This is a genomic window from Streptomyces sp. AcH 505 (assembly GCF_000818175.1).
Taxonomy (GTDB): domain Bacteria; phylum Actinomycetota; class Actinomycetes; order Streptomycetales; family Streptomycetaceae; genus Streptomyces.
The window spans coordinates 3961343-3978593 of record NZ_JTIY01000001.1; the positions used below are offsets into that span (position 1 = coordinate 3961343).

General features: G+C 69.1%; 14 protein-coding genes. 11 read left to right on the forward strand and 3 right to left on the reverse strand.

Going from position 1 to position 17251, the window contains the following annotated elements; translation table 11 throughout:
- Nucleotides 1–250 precede the first annotated feature (250 nt).
- Nucleotides 251–928 carry a TetR family transcriptional regulator gene (locus HY68_RS18095; RefSeq protein ID WP_041990145.1) on the reverse strand — a complete coding sequence of 226 codons (678 nt, stop codon included), beginning with the start codon at nt 926–928 and terminating at the stop codon, nt 251–253.
- Between the two features lie 129 nt (nt 929–1057).
- On the opposite strand from HY68_RS18095, the gene HY68_RS18100 reads away from it, so the two are divergent.
- Together HY68_RS18100 and HY68_RS18105 are read left to right on the forward strand one after the other, a co-directional pair.
- The gene (locus tag HY68_RS18100; protein WP_041990148.1) at nt 1058–2665 is read left to right on the forward strand and encodes an MFS transporter; all 1608 of its coding nucleotides are present in this window, start codon (nt 1058–1060) and stop codon (nt 2663–2665) included.
- Between the two features lie 176 nt (nt 2666–2841).
- Nucleotides 2842–3240, forward strand: a complete 399-nt coding sequence (locus HY68_RS18105; protein WP_041990151.1) for a peptidase inhibitor family I36 protein — start codon at nt 2842–2844, stop codon at nt 3238–3240.
- Between the two features lie 206 nt (nt 3241–3446).
- Here HY68_RS18105 and aceE read toward each other — a convergent pair whose 3' ends face one another.
- On the reverse strand, nt 3447–6194 hold the full coding sequence (gene aceE / locus HY68_RS18110) for a pyruvate dehydrogenase (acetyl-transferring), homodimeric type (protein WP_041996452.1): 2748 nt from the start codon (nt 6192–6194) through the stop codon (nt 3447–3449).
- A gap of 491 nt (nt 6195–6685) precedes the next feature.
- Here aceE and HY68_RS18115 point away from each other — a divergent pair, with 491 nt between their 5' ends.
- The 6 genes from HY68_RS18115 to HY68_RS18140 all read left to right on the forward strand — a co-directional run bounded on the left by HY68_RS18115 (nt 6686) and on the right by HY68_RS18140 (nt 11390).
- Nucleotides 6686–7123, forward strand: a complete 438-nt coding sequence (locus HY68_RS18115; RefSeq protein ID WP_041990154.1) for a DUF3052 domain-containing protein — start codon at nt 6686–6688, stop codon at nt 7121–7123.
- 197 nt (nt 7124–7320) lie between these two features.
- Nucleotides 7321–7785, forward strand: a complete 465-nt coding sequence (locus HY68_RS18120; protein WP_041990158.1) for a peroxiredoxin — start codon at nt 7321–7323, stop codon at nt 7783–7785.
- A 120-nt stretch (nt 7786–7905) separates the two neighbouring features.
- Nucleotides 7906–8481 (forward strand): TerD family protein, encoded by a 576-nt coding sequence (locus HY68_RS18125; RefSeq protein ID WP_041990162.1) that lies wholly within the window; start codon nt 7906–7908, stop codon nt 8479–8481.
- A 178-nt stretch (nt 8482–8659) separates the two neighbouring features.
- Nucleotides 8660–9235: a TerD family protein gene (locus tag HY68_RS18130; protein WP_041990167.1), complete on the forward strand. Its 576-nt coding sequence runs from the start codon at nt 8660–8662 to the stop codon at nt 9233–9235.
- 51 nt (nt 9236–9286) lie between these two features.
- Nucleotides 9287–10432 (forward strand): DUF475 domain-containing protein, encoded by a 1146-nt coding sequence (locus tag HY68_RS18135; protein ID WP_041990170.1) that lies wholly within the window; start codon nt 9287–9289, stop codon nt 10430–10432.
- 217 nt (nt 10433–10649) lie between these two features.
- Entirely contained in the window at nt 10650–11390 is a 741-nt protein-coding gene (locus HY68_RS18140) for a Tellurium resistance (RefSeq protein ID WP_041990173.1), read from the forward strand.
- 13 nt (nt 11391–11403) lie between these two features.
- Here HY68_RS18140 and HY68_RS18145 read toward each other — a convergent pair whose 3' ends face one another.
- Nucleotides 11404–12309, reverse strand: coding sequence for a TerD family protein (locus HY68_RS18145; RefSeq protein WP_041996455.1), 906 nt, complete (start codon nt 12307–12309; stop codon nt 11404–11406).
- Between the two features lie 198 nt (nt 12310–12507).
- Between HY68_RS18145 and HY68_RS18150 the strand changes: the two genes are divergently transcribed.
- The 3 genes from HY68_RS18150 to HY68_RS18160 all read left to right on the forward strand — a co-directional run bounded on the left by HY68_RS18150 (nt 12508) and on the right by HY68_RS18160 (nt 17191).
- On the forward strand, nt 12508–13671 hold the full coding sequence (locus HY68_RS18150; RefSeq protein ID WP_041990176.1) for an HpcH/HpaI aldolase/citrate lyase family protein: 1164 nt from the start codon (nt 12508–12510) through the stop codon (nt 13669–13671).
- A gap of 143 nt (nt 13672–13814) precedes the next feature.
- Nucleotides 13815–16307 (forward strand): phosphoribosyltransferase, encoded by a 2493-nt coding sequence (locus HY68_RS18155; protein WP_041996458.1) that lies wholly within the window; start codon nt 13815–13817, stop codon nt 16305–16307.
- Nucleotides 16308–16375: 68 nt separating this feature from the next.
- A complete protein-coding gene (locus HY68_RS18160) occupies nt 16376–17191 on the forward strand; it encodes a haloacid dehalogenase (RefSeq protein ID WP_041996461.1) in 816 nt (271 codons plus the stop codon).
- The last annotated feature ends 60 nt before the right edge of the window (nt 17192–17251 follow it).

Below are 17251 nucleotides of genomic sequence, written 5' to 3' on the forward strand. Positions count from 1 at the left end.
CGCCCTGCGCCACGCGGCCAAGGCGGCCTCCAGGGGTTCACCAGGGCCGCGTTGCTGCTGTACAGCGGTCCAGCCGGTCGTTGCCAGCATCACGAACACCACGGCGAGCGCGAGCAGGGTGCGCCACACGGTGAGGGCGGAGGTGGGGCTGAAGGAAGTCACTGACAGACCACCCTAGAAGACACGTGGCACCCCTCACGACAAGGGTGAAGCAGATCACGGCATACGTGGGAATGAACCGACGGTAACGCTACGACGCCTGTCCGCCGCGCATATACGGCTTCGGCCGGGCATGTCCCCACTCGCCGGTGAGCGAGGGGGCCAGCTGGTCCAGATAACCCTCCGTCAGCGCGCGCAGCGCCTCCAGGCTCGGATCAGTGCCCTGTCCCCAGAGCCGGCCCGCCAGTCTGAGCACGCCGGTGAAGGCGGCGACGGCGACCCGTGGCCGCGGATCGGTGTCCATGTCGAGACCCGCGCGCTCGGCGACGAGCCGGGCGATCTCGTCCTCCAGCACGCTGGCGCGGCGCAGATGGATGGCGAGCAGCGCGGGCGTCGACTCGATCATCTGGTACGTCCGCATGTACAGCTCGACCGGGACGACGGCCATGATCGCCTCGTCCACGCGGTCCCAGCCGACGGCGACGGCGTTGCGCATCGCCTCGAACGGGCCCTCGTGGGCGGGCCGTTGCCGCAGCGCCGCGACGAACTCCCCCTCGACCGTCGAGACGACGTCGAAGGCGACCTCCTCCTTGCTGGCGAAGTAGCGGAAGAACGTACGCTGCGAGACCTCGACGGCATCGGCGATTTCATCGACCGTTGTCTGCTCGTACCCGCGGGTGGTGAAGAATTCGAGCGCGGCGCGCAGCAGGGCGTCGCGAGTGCGCTGCTTCTTGCGGGCGCGCAGCCCTACAGGCTGCCCGACAGTCACTACCTGAGCCTCATTCCGGTCTGCTTTTCCCCTGATCAGCGTACCTGTGCGTGACATGTGAGCTACATGACAGTTACCGGCTTGTGAATTGGTTTGTCAACTGTCAGTGGCTGACACTAACTTGTCGGTATGACTAGTCAGACCACCGTCGAACAGGCGCCACAGTCCCCGGAATCCCCGGCTTCGGCGCCTTCCAAGGGACTGCGCGGCCACCCCTGGCTGACGCTCTTCTCCGTGGCCATCGGCGTCATGATGGTGGCGCTCGACGGCACCATCGTCGCGATCGCGAACCCAGCCATCCAGAAGGACCTCGGCGCGTCCTTCGCGGATGTCCAATGGATCACCAACGGATACTTCCTCGCACTCGCGGTGGCGCTGATCACCGCGGGCAAGCTCGGTGACCGCTTCGGCCACCGCCAGACCTTCCTCATCGGCGTCACCGGCTTCGCCGCCGCCTCCGGGGCCATCGGCCTCTCCCACAGCATCACCCTGGTGATTGTCTTCCGCGTCTTCCAGGGCCTCTTCGGCGCGCTGCTGATGCCGGCGGCGCTCGGCCTGCTGCGTGCCACCTTCCCGGCCGAGAAGCTCAACATGGCCATCGGCATCTGGGGCATGGTCATCGGCGTGTCCACCGCCGCCGGGCCGCTGCTCGGCGGGCTGCTGGTCGAGCACGTCAGCTGGCAGTCCGTGTTCTTCATCAACGTCCCGGTCGGCGCGCTCGCGCTGGTGCTCGGTCTGCTGATCCTCAAGGACCACCGCGCGGAGAACGCTCCGAAGTCCTTCGACATCCTCGGTATCGCGCTGCTCTCCGTCGCCATGTTCTGTCTCGTCTGGGCCATCATCAAGGCCCCGACCTGGGGTTGGGGTGACCTGCTGACCTGGACGTTCATCGTCGTCTCGCTGGTCTGCTTCGGGCTCTTCGCCTTCTGGGAGACCAGGGTCAAGGAACCCCTCATCCCGCTGGCGCTCTTCCGGTCCGTACCGCTGTCGGCCGGTGTCGTGCTGATGGTGCTGATGGCCGTCGCCTTCCTCGGCGGGCTCTTCTTCGTGACGTTCTACCTGCAGAACGTGCACGGTATGAAGGCGGTCGACGCGGGTCTCCATCTGCTGCCGCTCACCGGCATGATGATCGTCGCCTCGCCGCTCGCCGGCATGGTGATCACGAAGGTGGGCCCGCGGATACCCCTGGCGGGCGGCATGATCTTCACCGCCGTCGCCATGTTCGGCATGTCGACGCTGAAGGTCGACACGGGCACGGTCGAGATGTCGATCTGGTTCGCGCTGCTCGGCCTCGGCCTCGCCCCCGTCATGGTCGGCGCGACCGAAGTCATCGTCGGCAACGCCCCGATGGAGCTGTCCGGCGTCGCGGGCGGTCTGCAGCAGTCCGCCATGCAGATCGGCGGCAGCCTCGGCACCGCGGTGCTCGGCGCCGTGATGGCGTCGCGGGTCTCCAGCGAACTGCCGGGCAACTGGGCCAAGGCGGGCCTTCCCCCGCTCAACGGCGCCCAGTCGGGCCAGGCGGCCGAGGCCGTCCAGGTCGGTATCGCCCCGGTGCAGAAGGGCATGCCGGCCGAGGTCGCCGCGAAGATCACGTCCGTCGCGCACGACACCTTCATGTCGGGCATGGGTCTGGCCTGCCTCGTCGCCGGCATCGTGGCGACCGTCGCGGTCTTTGTCGCGCTGCTGACGAAGCGCGGCGAGAACGCGGACGCCGCGGGCGGAGCGGCGCACATCTGACGTCAACCCGGAGCTGACCCGACGTCAATTCCTCACATACGACAGCCCTGCCGGAACGTTCCGGCAGGGCTGTCGCCTATCCGGGTGGGCATCCCCGGTGGATCTTCCGCAGCAGGTCCGTCGCAGGTCAGAGTGGTGGCAACGAAAACCTGACCGATTCACGGGGGCCGATTCCTATGCGTACGACCATCACCACCGCCACCCTCGGCGCGCTCGCCGTCGCCTTCGCCTTCGCGGCAGCCGGACTGCTGCCGCAGACGGCGGCCACGGCCGTGGCCGCCGCACCTCCCCGGCTCGGGGCGTGCGCACCGGGCGAGCTGTGCCTCTGGGACCAGGGCGACTTCACCGGCGTCCGGCGGACCCATGAACTGGCCGACACCGGCATCGAGAGCTGCGTACCCCTGCCGCCCGGCACCTCGGCGCAGTCCCTGGTCAACCGCACCGGACGGCCCGTCACCACCTACCAGTCGGCGGAGTGCGCGGAGACCGGCGAGTTCGAGACGTACCCCGGCGGCGGCACCTGGGTGCCGCACTCGCCATACCGGGTCCGGGCCTTCAAGGTCTGGGAGAGCTGAAGCGGGGTAGTCGGGGTGCGGAAGGCCCGTACGCGCAGAGCCCCCCGCTCACGCGGCCGGAAGCGGTCGCGGGCCGGGCAGGACCGCGCGCGACGCCGGAGAGAGTCCGTTCCGGCGACGGGCCTGAGCAAGGGTGATGCGGAGAAGGGCGGCGGAGCCCCCTCGGGGTTCCGCCGCCCTCCGTCACTCCGGTGACCTGCGCGCTGTTACGCGTCGCCGCCCGCGGCGCCCGGGTGGGCCGCCGACACGTCGAGCAGCTGGTAGCGGTCCAGCGCCTGCTTCAGTGCCGACCGGTCGATCTTGCCTTCCTTCGCCAGCTCCGTGAGCACACCGAGGACGATCGACTGCGCGTCGATGTGGAAGAAGCGCCGCGCGGCACCCCGGGTGTCGGCGAAGCCGAACCCGTCGGCGCCCAGCGACTGGTAAGGACCCGGCACCCAGCGGGCGATCTGGTCCGGCACCGAACGCATCCAGTCGGAGACCGCGACGAACGGGCCCTCGGCGCCCGACAGCTTCCGCGTCACGTACGGGACGCGCTGCTCCTCCTCCGGGTGGAGCAGGTTGTGCCGCTCCACCTCGACGGCCTCGCGGCGCAGCTCGTTCCAGGACGTCGCCGACCAGACGTCGGCCTTGACGTTCCAGTCCTCGGCGAGGATCCGCTGGGCCTCGATCGCCCACGGCACCGCGACGCCCGACGCCATGATCTGCGCCGGGATGGAGCCGCCGGCCGCGCCGCTGAGCCGGTGGATGCCCTTGACGATGCCCTCGGCGTCCACGTCGGCGGGCTCGGCCGGGTGCTGGATCGGCTCGTTGTAGACCGTCAGGTAGTAGAAGATGTTCTCGCTGTCCGGACCGTAGGCGTCGGGGCCGTACATCCGGCGCAGCCCGTCCTTGACGATGTACGCGATCTCGTACCCGTAGGCCGGGTCGTAGGCGACGCACGCCGGGTTGGTCGACGCCAGCAGCTGCGAGTGGCCGTCCGCGTGCTGCAGGCCCTCACCGGTCAGCGTGGTCCGTCCCGCCGTCGCGCCCAGGACGAAGCCGCGCGACAGCTGGTCCGCCATCTGCCAGAACTGGTCGCCGGTGCGCTGGAAACCGAACATCGAGTAGAAGACGTACACCGGGATCAGCGGCTCGCCGTGCGTGGCGTACGCGGAACCCGCCGCGACCAGCGAAGCCGTACAGCCGGCCTCCGAGATGCCGTCGTGCAGCATCTGGCCCGTCGGCGACTCCTTGTACGACAGCAGCAGCTCGCGGTCGACCGACTCGTACTGCTGGCCCAGCGGGTTGTAGATCTTGGCGCTCGGGAAGAACGAGTCCATGCCGAACGTGCGGTACTCGTCGGGGGCGATCAGCACGAACCGCTTGCCGATCTCCTTGTCCCGCATGAGGTCCTTGAGCAGCCGGACGAAGGCCATGGTCGTCGCGATCGACTGCTGGCCCGAGCCCTTCTTCACCGCCGCGTAGGTCTTGTCCGCCGGCAGGGCCAGCGGCTTCGCCCGTACGACACGCGTCGGTACGTACCCGCCGAGGGACTTGCGGCGGTCGTGCATGTACTGGATCTCTTCCGAGTCCCGGCCCGGGTGGTAGTACGGCGGCGCGCCGCCCTCCAGCTCCTTGTCGGCGATCGGCAGGTGCAGCCGGTCACGGAAGCGCTTGAGGTCGTCGGCCGTGAGCTTCTTCATCTGGTGGGTCGCGTTACGGCCCTCGAAGTTCGGCCCGAGCGTCCAGCCCTTGACGGTCTGCGCCAGGATCACCGTCGGCTGGCCCTTGTGGGCCTTGGCCGCCGCGTACGCCGCGTAGACCTTCTGGTGGTCGTGACCGCCGCGGCCCAGGTGCAGGATCTGCTCGTCGGTCATGTTCTCGACCATGGCGCGCAGCCGCTGGTCGTCGCCGAAGAAGTGGTCGCGGATGTAGGCGCCGGTCTCCGTCGCGTACGTCTGGAACTGGCCGTCCGGCGTGGTGTTCAGCCGGTTGACCAGGACGCCGTCCCTGTCCTGCGCGAGCAGCGGGTCCCAGGAGCGGTCCCAGACGAGCTTGATCACGTTCCAGCCGGCGCCGCGGAACTGCGACTCCAGCTCCTGGATGATCTTGCCGTTGCCGCGCACCGGGCCGTCGAGGCGCTGCAGGTTGCAGTTCACCACGAAGGTCAGGTTGTCCAGGCCCTCACGGGCCGCGATGGAGAGCTGGCCGAGCGACTCGGGTTCGTCCATCTCGCCGTCGCCCAGATAGGCCCACACGTGCGAGTCGGAGGTGTCGGCGATGCCGCGCGCCTCCATGTAGCGGTTCATCCGGGCCTGGTAGATCGCGCCGAGCGGGCCGAGGCCCATCGACACGGTCGGGAACTCCCAGAAGTCCGGCATCGAGCGCGGATGCGGGTAGCTGGACAGCCCGTAGGGCGCCTTGGACTTCTCCTGGCGGAAGCCGTCCAGCTGGGCCTCGCTGAGCCGGTCCAGCAGGAAGGCGCGGGCGTAGATGCCGGGGGAGGCATGGCCCTGGAAGAAGATCTGGTCGCCTCCCTTGCCGTCGTCCTTGCCCCGGAAGAAGTGGTTGAAGCCCACGTCGTAGAGGGAGGCGGACGAGGCGAAGGTGGCGATGTGGCCGCCCACGCCGATGCCCGGCCGCTGTGCGCGGGACACCATCACCGCGGCGTTCCACCGGGTGGCGTTCAGGACCTTGCGCTCGACCTCCTCGTTACCGGGGAAGAACGGCTCGTCCTTGGTGGCGATGGTGTTGACGTAGTCCGTACTGCGCATCTCGGGCACAGCCACACGCTTCTCGCGCGCCCGCTCGATCAGTCGGAGCATCAGGTAGCGGGCGCGCTCGCGCCCCCGCTCGTCGACAGCGGCGTCGAGCGAGTCGAGCCACTCCTGGGTCTCTTCGGGATCAAAGTCCGGGACCTGGCTGGGAAGGCCGCCAATGATGATCGGGTTGCGATCGGATCCGGAAGCCACGCTGTTCCTTCGCTGTTTGGTCGTGTCGTGCCGCTGCACGCGATCGATGCAGTGCACGCCGTCGGGATACTGCTTCTTCGCGGGATCGGCACGTACGCCGCCTCCATCGTGTACTGCGACCGACGGAAACGTCATCTCTACCGAGGGGTAACCCGCACTCTCCGGAAAAACGCACCCCGAGCCCGGACCCCGCTGAGGTCAAATCGCAACCTTACGCCCACCCCGTCCACGCGTTTCGTTCGACAGTTCGGGCTCGAATGGCGTAGCGATGCGGCATAGCATGGCAAAAATGGAGGAACGGAGTGACACACGCCCAGGGAGGGGATGCCGAAGTGCCCGCAGATGCTATGAAGCGGCCCGGAACGTCACCGTTTAGGCGGTCTCGGCCGTCGGGTACTTGCGCGATCCGTCCCGCCCGTGTGGACTACGGCCAATGCCCCGCGTACGCGCGCGGCTGAAGCATTTCCCGAAACATGATCAGGAGGCAATCCGTGAGCGCGACCGCGGACCACGCGGAGGAACGGACCAACCAGGCGGCACGGCTGGGGTTCGAGCCCGGACAGGTGGTCCAGGAGATCGGCTACGACGACGACGTCGAGCAGGAACTCCGTGAGTCCATCGAGGCTGTCATCGGCCAAGAGCTTGTCGACGAGGAATACGAGGACGTGGCCGACGCCGTCCTGCTGTGGTTCCGCGACGAGGACGGCGACCTTACGGACGCGCTGGTGGACGCCATCGGTCTGATCGACGAAGGCGGGGTGGTCTGGCTGCTGACACCCAAGACCGGCCGTGACGGCTACGTCGAACCGAGCGACATCAACGAGGCCGCACAGACGTCAGGGCTGTCGCAGACCAAGAGCGTCAACGCCGGCAAGGACTGGACCGGCAGCCGGCTCGTCACCCCCAAGGCGGCGAAGTCCAAGCGCTGACACCGAGCGCCGCGTCCGAGCGCGCAAGCCTCAGCAGCCAGTAGCAAGCAGCCTCGAGCGGGCCCTCGCCGACACCGGTCGGCGGGGGCCCCTCGCATGCCGGTGCGTAGGGTGGGCGTCATCTGTCGAGCCCCGGGAGGGCGCAGGGCCTTCTCCGTGGCGCCTTCCCGCCGGGCACTGCGAAAGGACGAGCATCCATGGCGATCGAGACCGGTGCACTCGCTCCGGACTTCGAACTGAAGGACAACCACGGCAGGAGCGTCCGGCTCGCCGACTTCCGCGGCGCCGACGGCAAGAACGTGGTCCTCGTCTTCTATCCGTTCGCCTTCACCAGCACCTGCGCGGGCGAGCTCCAGGCCCTCAACGCGCGCTTCGACACCTTCGTCAACGAGGACACCCAGCTGCTGGCCGTCTCCAACGACTCCGTCGCCAGCCAGCGCGTCTTCTCCGACCAGGAGGGCCTGGAGTATCCGCTGCTCTCCGACTTCTGGCCGCACGGAGCCGTGTCGCGCGCCTACGGCGTCTTCGACGAGGAAAAGGGGTGCGCCGTGCGCGGCACCTTCATCATGGACAAGGAGGGCGTCGTGCGCTGGAGCGTCGTCAACGCCATCCCGGACGCCAGGGATGTCGACGCGTACGCCAAGGTGCTCGAAACCCTCTGAACGCCGGACGCACTCCGACTGAGCCGTACCCACCGAAATCGCACAACGGCCGGGAACCGGTCACTAGGATCCAGTCGTTGATCCGATGCCAACGTATGTCCCGAAACCTAAGGAGGACTCGTGGGAGTCAGCCTCAGCAAGGGCGGAAACGTCTCGCTGACCAAAGCCGCGCCCAACCTGACCGCGGTCACCGTGGGTCTGGGCTGGGACGCGCGCTCCACCACAGGAGCCGACTTCGACCTCGACGCCAGCGCACTGCTGACGAACACCGAGGGCAAGGTGGCCACGGACGGCAACTTTGTCTTCTTCAACAACCTCAAGAGCCCCGACGGATCCGTCGAGCACACCGGTGACAACCTCACCGGTGAGGGCGAGGGCGACGACGAGGTCATCAAGGTCAACCTCGCCGCCGTACCGGCCGACGTCGACAAGGTCGTCTTCCCCGTCTCGATCTACGAGGCGGAGAGCCGCCAGCAGTCCTTCGGCCAGGTGCGGAACGCGTACATCCGCGTGCTCAACCAGGCCGACAACAACGAGCTGGCGCGGTACGACCTGACCGAGGACGCCTCGACGGAGACCGCCATGGTCTTCGGCGAGCTGTACCGCAACGGCGCCGAGTGGAAGTTCCGCGCCATCGGCCAGGGCTACGCCTCGGGTCTGCGCGGTATCGCGCAGGACTTCGGCGTCAACGTCTGAGCCGTCTCGTCACTCTGAGCCGTCCCGCATCTCCCGTCCGGCGCCGCACTCAACAGTGCGGCGCCGGACGCGATAGCACCGTACGGACGGCATGAACAGAGCGCGACTGGGCATGACGACAGGCGCGTCGTGCCTGGGCATCAGCGCATCATTTTCACCTAGGGGAGGACACACGATCATGGGCGTCACACTCGCCAAGGGAGGCAATGTCTCCCTCTCCAAAGCCGCACCGAATCTCACCCAGGTGCTGGTCGGGCTCGGCTGGGACGCACGGTCCACGACGGGGGCGGACTTCGACCTCGACGCCAGCGCGCTGCTCTGCCAGAACGGCAGGGTGCTGGGCGACGAGTACTTCATTTTTTACAACAACCTCACCAGCCCCGAAGGTTCCGTCGAGCACACCGGCGACAATCTGACGGGCGAGGGCGAAGGCGACGACGAGTCCCTGATCGTCGACCTCACCAAGGTGCCCGAGCACTGCGACAAGATCGTATTCCCGGTGTCCATCCATGACGCCGACAACCGGGGCCAGACGTTCGGCCAGGTCAGCAATGCCTTCATCCGGGTCGCGAACCAGGCCGACGGCCAGGAGCTGGCGCGTTACGACCTCACGGAAGACGCCTCGACGGAGACGGCGATGATCTTCGGCGAGCTGTACCGGTACAACGGCGAGTGGAAGTTCCGGGCCGTAGGACAGGGGTACGCGTCCGGACTTCGCGGGATCGCTCTAGACTTCGGGGTCAACGTTTCGTAAAGCAGTGCTCTACACGGGGGAAAAACCCGTATTCACCAGATGGGGTAGCCAGTGATCCTGAAAACCTTCGGCTGGTCGTTCGCCATCACGGCGATCGGCCTAGCCTTCGCGGCCTGGCAGTGGGGGTGGGAGGCGTTCGGGGTCGTACTGATCCTGTCGATCCTTGAGATCTCGCTGTCGTTCGACAACGCGGTCGTCAACGCCGGGGTCCTGAAGAAGATGAATGCCTTCTGGCAGAAGATCTTCCTCACCGTCGGCGTCCTCATCGCGGTGTTCGGTATGCGGCTGGTCTTCCCGGTCGTCATCGTCGCCATCAGCGCCAAGGTCGGTCCTATCGAGGCCGTGAAACTCGCGGTCAACCAGCCCGACCGGTACGAGCACCTGGTGACCGACGCCCACCCGGCGATCGCCGCCTTCGGTGGCATGTTCCTGCTGATGATCTTCCTCGACTTCATCTTCGAGGACCGGGACATCAAGTGGCTGCAGTGGCTGGAGCGCCCGCTGGCCAAGCTCGGCAAGATCGACATGCTGTCGGTCTGCGTCGCGCTGATCGTCCTGCTCGTCACCGCGCTCACCTTCGCCACGCACGCCCACACCAGCACGGGCACGGCGGACAAGTCGTCGACCGTGCTGCTCGCCGGGGTCGCGGGTCTGATCACGTATCTCGTCGTCGGCGGTCTCTCCGGGCACTTCGAGAACAGCCTCGAAGAGGCCGAGGAGCGCGAGGAGGAGGAACAGCAGGCCGCGAAGGCCGAGGGCAGGCCCGTCTCCATGGTCGGCCTCGCCGGCAAGGCGGCGTTCTTCATGTTCCTGTACCTCGAAGTCCTGGACGCCTCGTTCTCCTTCGACGGGGTCATCGGCGCCTTCGCCATCACGAACCACATCTTCTGGATGACGCTCGGCCTCGGTATCGGCGCCATGTACGTCAGGTCTCTGACCGTCTATCTCGTGCGCCAGGGCACCCTCGACGACTACGTCTACCTGGAGCACGGCGCGCACTACGCCATCGGTGCGCTGGCCGTGATCCTGCTCGTCACCATCCAGCACCAGATCAACGAGATCATCACGGGGCTGGTGGGCGTCATCCTCATCGCGGCCTCGTTCTGGTCCTCGGTACGCCGAAACAAGGCGCTGGAGGCGCAGGGCGGGGACGGCGAAGGGAAGGACTCGGAGGACAAGGCGTCACTGCCCGTCTGACCTCTCCCCGCGGGGGCGGACGCGGACAACTGCGCATGGTTGTGCACGAGTACGCATGGGTGCGCCGGGGCAGTGACTCCGGGCGCCCTGCCTCGCGGGTGGTGGACGTGGCGTTGTGGGGGGCACGCTCTGGACGGGGCAGCCGAAGGCGGAAGCCTGTTGGCTGCCCCGTTGTTCCGTGTGATGTCGCGTGGGAGACGAGAGAGGCGGGGCGGGCATGGCCTTCTGGGACAACCTGTGGCAGGGAGGGAAGGCGGCGCAGTTCGACTCGGGCAGCGCTGCCACCAACTCCATCGAGCTGACCAAGCGTCATCCGTCGGTCTCGCTCTCCAAGCAGGGGGCGGCCAACGGCAATCTGCGGGTGAATCTGTCCTGGCGGATGCGGACGTCGGACATCGAGGGTAGGTCCAAGCAGAGCGGCCGGCTGCTGCGGCACCCGTTCAAGCTCTTCCAGCCGGACGTGGTGCAGGCGCACACCCAGGGCGTGGTCAACGTCGACCTGGACCTCGGCTGTATGTACGAGATGACCGACGGCAGCAAGGGCGTGGTGCAGCCGCTGGGCGGCTTCTTCGGCGACCTGAACGGGGCGCCGTACATCAAGCTCAGCGGTGACGACCGGTTCGGCGCCCCGTCGGGGGAGACGGTCTTCGTCAACCTCGACCATGCCGACGAGATCAAGCGGCTGCTGTTCTTCGTCTACATATACGACCAGACGCCGGCCTTCGACCGCACGCACGCCAAGGTCACGCTGTACCCGAGCAACGGGCCGCGCGTCGAGATCGAACTGGACGAGCGGGCGCCGCAGGCCAGGTCGTGCGCGGTGTTCTCGCTGGAGAAGGTCAAGGGCGAGCTGACCGTGCACCGCGAGGTGAAGTTCGTCTACGGCTTCCAGGCGGAGCTGGACCGGCTGTACGGCTGGGGGCTCCAGTGGGGCCGGGGCTACAAGACGAAGGCGTGAGGCGCCTTTCCGCCTACGGCCGGACGAACTGCGGGCCCATCGGCGGCAGCCGGAAGTTCGGGTCAGGGGCGGGAGCGGCGGCCGCGGCCGGCTGCGGATAGCCGTACGCCGGCTGGGGCGACGACGCGGGCTGCGGGTAGCCGTAGCCCGGCTGCGGCGCCGGTGACTGCGGATACCCGTAGGCGGGCGGCTGCGCGGGGACCGGAGGCAGCACGGGCGGGTGGGGCGGCAGCGGGGGGTGCTGGGGCGTGGTCGCGGCCGAGGGGCCGGCGGACGTGTCGGTGCCGTTGGGCGCGAAGCCGCCGTTCCCGTTGGCCGTGGAGCTGCCGGTCCCGGGAGTTCCCGCGTCCGTGGCGTGCTCCGGGTCCACGCCCTCCGTCTCGTCCACGGAAATGCCGAAGGCCGTGGCGAGCCCCACCAGCCCGGTGGGGTAGCCCTGGCCGACCGCGCGGAACTTCCAGCCGTCCCCGCGCCGGTACAGCTCCCCGCAGATGATCGCGGTCTCCTCGCCCGTCTCGGGCAGTACGTCGAAGACCACCAGCGGCTCGGCGTCGGCCGCCGTCGCGTCGTACAGCAGTATCCGCAGGTCACCGACGTTCCGGAAGGTGGCACCGTCCGAGGAGGCGGCCAGTACGACCTGGTCGACGGAGGCGTCGAGGGTGCCGAGGTCCGCCTCGACGGAATCGGTGTACCCGTCGGCGAGCTGCTTCTTGGAGAGCCGCCTGACCAGGCCCGACGGATGGCGCGGCTGGTTGTAGAAGACGAAGTCCTCGTCGGAGCGCACCCGCCCGTCCTGGCCGAGCAGCAGGGCTGACGCGTCCACGTCCGGTACCCCGGCCCCGGGGGACCAGCGCAGCACGGCCCGTACCGCCGTGGCGTCGAGCGAGACGTTGGAGCCCTTCACCATCGCGTGCGTCATGCGGGCCATCCTGCCTTCCAGCTGCCGGTCCCGACAACGTGGGTATCAGTCGTCACGTGCATGACATAGGCGCGAAGCGGACGAGTTACCAGAATTTCATGCGAGCAGGGAACCGTTGACAGGTGTCCATACGTACTATTACCGGCCACATGACCCAATGGCCAACAGCGGGCGACACCGGCAGTACGGGGGCATTTCATGCGTCATTTCGGGCATATATCGCCTCGCAGCCGGGAGATCCTGTTCCACCAGGAACCGGCTGAGTTCACCGCTGGCGCCCCGAGCCGCATCCTTTCGGCCGCTCTCGGCGCCACGCTCTACAGCCCGGCGACCCGGCCGCAGCTCGCGGACGACGTGGTCAAGCAGGCCGGCGCGGGAGTCGTCTCCATGGTCCTGTGCCTGGAGGACTCCATCAACGACTCCGAGGTCGAGGAGGCCGAGGCCAATCTGGTCCGGCAGTTCGCCGACCTCGACGCGCGCGACGGCGAGCTGCCGCTGCTCTTCATCCGGGTCAGGGAGGCCGGCCAGATCCCCGATCTCGTACGGCGGATCGGCCCCGCCGTACGCCTGCTGTCCGGATTCGTGCTCCCGAAGTTCACCGCTGAGCGCGGCATACCGTTCCTGGAAGCCGTCGTGGAGGCGGAGAGCACCTGCGGCCACCGGCTGTTCGCCATGCCCGTCCTGGAATCGCCCGCCCTGCTGCATCTGGAGAGCAGGGCCGAGACGCTCGCCGGGATCGCGTCGGCCGTCGACAAGTACCGCGACCGCGTGCTCGCGCTGCGCCTCGGCGTCACCGACTTCTGCTCCGCCTACGGGCTGCGCAGGGCGCCCGACATGACCGCGTACGACGTGCAGATCGTCGCCGGGATCATCGCGGACGTGGTGAACGTACTGGGCAGGGCCGACGGCACGGGCTTCACCGTCACCGGACCCGTCTGGGAGTACTTCCGGCTCCAGGAGCGGATGTTCAAGCCGCAGCTGCGCAGCAGCCCGTTCCGCGCGGGACGGGCCGAGGAGCTGCGCACGGCCCTGATCGAGCACGATCTCGACGGGCTGCTGCGCGAGATCGAGCTGGACCGGGCCAACGGCCTGCAGGGCAAGACCTGCATCCACCCCTCGCACGTCATGCCCGTGCACGCGCTGTCGGTCGTCAGCCACGAGGAGTTCAGCGACGCCCAGGACATCCTGCGCCCGGAGCGGACCGGCGGGGGCGTGCTGCGGTCGTCGTACACGAACAAGATGAACGAGGTGAAACCGCACCGCGCCTGGGCCGAGCGCACGCTGCTGCGCGCCGAGGTGTTCGGGGTCGCCCGCGAGGACATCGGCTTCGTGGAGCTGCTCGCCGCCGGACTGGCCCCGTGACGGCGGAGCGCGCGAAGATAGAGGTCAGGGTCGTCACGACCGACACGGGTGACAGCTCCGAGCGCTCCCGGGGCTTCAAGGGCTCCGAGGGTCCCGAGGGCTCCCAGCGCTCCCAGGGCTCCGACAGGAAAGAGACGGCCGGCATGGTGTGGTCGGGATCGTGGGTCGCCGAGCGGCTCGGCGTACGGCTCGACGGCGACCAGCGGCTGCGGGAACTGCTGGGCATGGCCCTGCGCCGCAACCCCAAACGGGCCCATCTGCTGGTCTCCAACGTGCTGGGCAAGCATGTGCCGCAGAGCCCCGCGCTCATACACGGCACGGGAGTGGAGCTGGGCGAGCGCGTACGGGAGCTGCTGGGCGCCGATGTGCGCCGGGCGGTGATCCTCGGGTACGCGGAGACCGCGACGGGGCTCGGCCACTCCGTCGCCGACGGGGTGCGCGAGGCGCCGTACCTGCACTCCACGCGCCGCCCGGTGGCGGGCGTCGCGCGGGCGGGCGGCTTCGAGGAGGCGCATTCGCACGCCACCTCCCATCTGCTGCTGCCCGAGGACCCCGCGCTGCTCGCGGGCGACGGGCCGCTGGTGCTCGTGGACGACGAGTTCTCCACGGGGAACACCGTCCTGAACACGATCCGCGCGCTGCACGCCCGCTACCCGCGCACCTGGTACGTCGTCGTGGCGCTCGTCGACATGCGCTCGGCGGCAGACCAGGGGCGGCTGGCGGCGTTCGCCGAGGAGATCGGGGCGCGCGTCGACCTCGTCACGCTGGCGGCGGGCACGGTCGAGCTGCCGGACGGGGTCCTGGAGAAGGGTCAGGCGCTGGTGGCGGCGCATGAGGCGGCGCCGGACGGCGCGGGTGGCCCGGGGAGCGGGAGCCGGGCGGCCCCGGTGACGGTCGAGCTGGACTGGCCGGCCGGGGTCCCGGACGGTGGCCGGCACGGCTTCACCCATGACCACAGGACCCGGCTGGAGGCCGCCCTGCCCGCCATGGCGGACGCTGTCGCCGCCGAGCTGGGCGGTGCGCGGCGGATCCTCGTCCTGGGCTTCGAGGAGCTGATGTACGCGCCGCTGCGGCTGGCCGAGCAGCTGGAACGCACGGTGGGCGTGGGCGGGGGCGCGGGCGCTGATGTGCGGTTCTCGACGACGACCCGCTCGCCGGTGCTCGCCGTGGACGACCCCGGTTACGCGATACGCAGCCGTCTCGTCTTCCCCGCGCACGACACGGCGGCCTACCCGGACGGCGACGGATCCACCGGCGAGCGGTACGCCTACAACGTCGCGGGCGGCGGCTTCGACGCCGTGGTCGCGGTCGTCGACTCGCTGGCCGACTCGCCCGAACTGCACGCCCCTGACGGCCTGTTGGCGCAACTCGCGGCGCATGTCCCGCGCGTCGTACTGGCCGTCGTCCCCTCGTACGTCCCGGAACCGTCGCACGTCCCCGAGCCTCAGCTCGTCCTAGAACCGTCGTACGTCCCCGAACGGCAGGACCCCGTCATGCTTCCCGAGCCCCTTCGCGGCCCCGCCTTCTCCTCCTACGCCGCCGACGAGGTCGGCTGGCTGCTCCAGGACCTCTCGGCCGTGGAGCTTGAGGCGCCGACCGAGGAGCGCGAGGAGGCGATCCAGAGCGGCGGCGCGCACTACGCCGAGTCCCTGCCCGTCGAGTACCAGCCCGACGAGCGCTACCAGCAGCTGTTCATGGCGGCGCTCGACACCTCGGCGGCCCGGATCGCGCGGGCGGTCGGCACGGTCACCGAGACGGTCCTCGCCGAGCGCTCGCCGCGCCCCGTCCTGGTCTCCCTGGCGCGGGCCGGTACCCCCGTCGGCGTCCTGATGCGGCGCTGGGCCCAGCAGCGGCACGGCCTCGACCTGCCGCACTACGCGATCTCCATCGTGCGCGGCCGTGGCATCGACACCAACGCGATCCGCTGGCTGGCCGAGCACCACGACCCCGCCGATGTCGTCTTCGTGGACGGCTGGACGGGCAAGGGCGCCATCACCCGCGAACTGGCCGACGCCCTGGCCCCGTTCGCCGGCTTCAACCCGGACATCGCCGTCCTGGCCGACCCGGGCGGCTGTGTGCGGACCTACGGCACCCGTGAGGACTTCCTCATCCCGTCCGCCTGCCTCAACTCGACGGTCTCCGGGCTCATTTCACGTACGGTCCTGCGCTCCGACCTGGTCGGTCCGCACGACTTCCACGGCGCAAAGTACTACCGCGAACTCGCCGGAGCCGATGTCTCGGCCCACTTCCTCGACACCGTCGCCGGCCGCTTCGAGGACGTGACCGACGCGGTGGACACCGAGGTCAAGGAACTCCTCGCCGCCGACCGCGCACCGACCTGGGAGGGCTGGGCAGCGGTGGAGCGGATCAGCGAGGCGTACGGGATCCACGACGTGAACCTCGTCAAGCCCGGGGTCGGTGAGACGACCCGGGTCCTGCTGCGCCGGGTGCCCTGGAAGATCCTCGCGCAGCGCGGCGCCGGCTCCGACCTCGACCATGTGCGGCTGCTCGCGGAACAGCGCGGCGTGCCGGTCGAGGAGGTCGACGGACTCCCGTACAGCTGCGTCGGCTTGATCCACCCGCAGTACACGCGCGGCGCGACCGGCGCCGACGGCAAGGCGGTGGCGGGCCAGTGAGCGCCACCGTCCCGCAACGCACCCCGCAGCTCGCCGAGCCGGCAACCACGCCGTCCGCCACGTCGCGCGTGCTGGTCGCCAGCGACCTCGACCGCACCCTCATCTACTCGGCGGCGGCCCTCCAACTGCCCATGCCCGACGCCGAAGCGCCCCGGCTGCTCTGCGTCGAGGTGTACGAGGGCAGACCGCTGTCGTATCTGACGGAGACCGCCGCGGGGCTGCTGGACTCCCTCGCCCGCGCCACCGTGTTCGTACCGACGACGACCCGCACCCGCGAGCAGTACGGGCGTATCCATCTGCCGTGCCCGCAGCCGAAGTTCGCGATCTGCGCCAACGGCGGCCATCTGCTGGTCGACGGGGTCTCCGACCCCGACTGGCAGCGGCAGGTGGCCGCCAGGCTCGCCGACGAGTGCGCGCCGCTCGCGGAGGTACGCGCCCATCTGCTCGCCGCGGCCGACCCGGGCTGGCTCCTCAAGGAGCGGATCGCGGAAGACCTGTTCGCGTATCTGGTCGTCGACCGGGCGTTGTTGCCCGACGGCTGGGTGAAGGAGCTGGCTGACTGGGCCGACGGCCGCGGCTGGACCGTCTCCCTCCAGGGCCGCAAGATCTACGCGGTGCCCCGGCCGCTCACCAAGAGCGCGGCGATGCGCGAGGTGGCGCGCCGCTCAGGCGCCGAACTGACCCTGGCCGCAGGGGACTCGCTGCTCGACGCCGACCTGCTGCTGGCCGCCGACCAGGCATGGCGCCCCGGCCACGGCGAGCTCGCCGACAGCGGCTGGACCGCGTCGCACGTCGACGTACTGGCGCAGACGGGTGTCCTGGCGGGCGAGGAGATCCTCCGTCGCCTCAGCCACGCGACCCCCTCGCCCCCGCACGCGGTCTGACCCCCGGCGTCAGCCGCAGCAGCCGCCACCGCAGCAGCCCCCGCCGCCACCGCCGGCCGC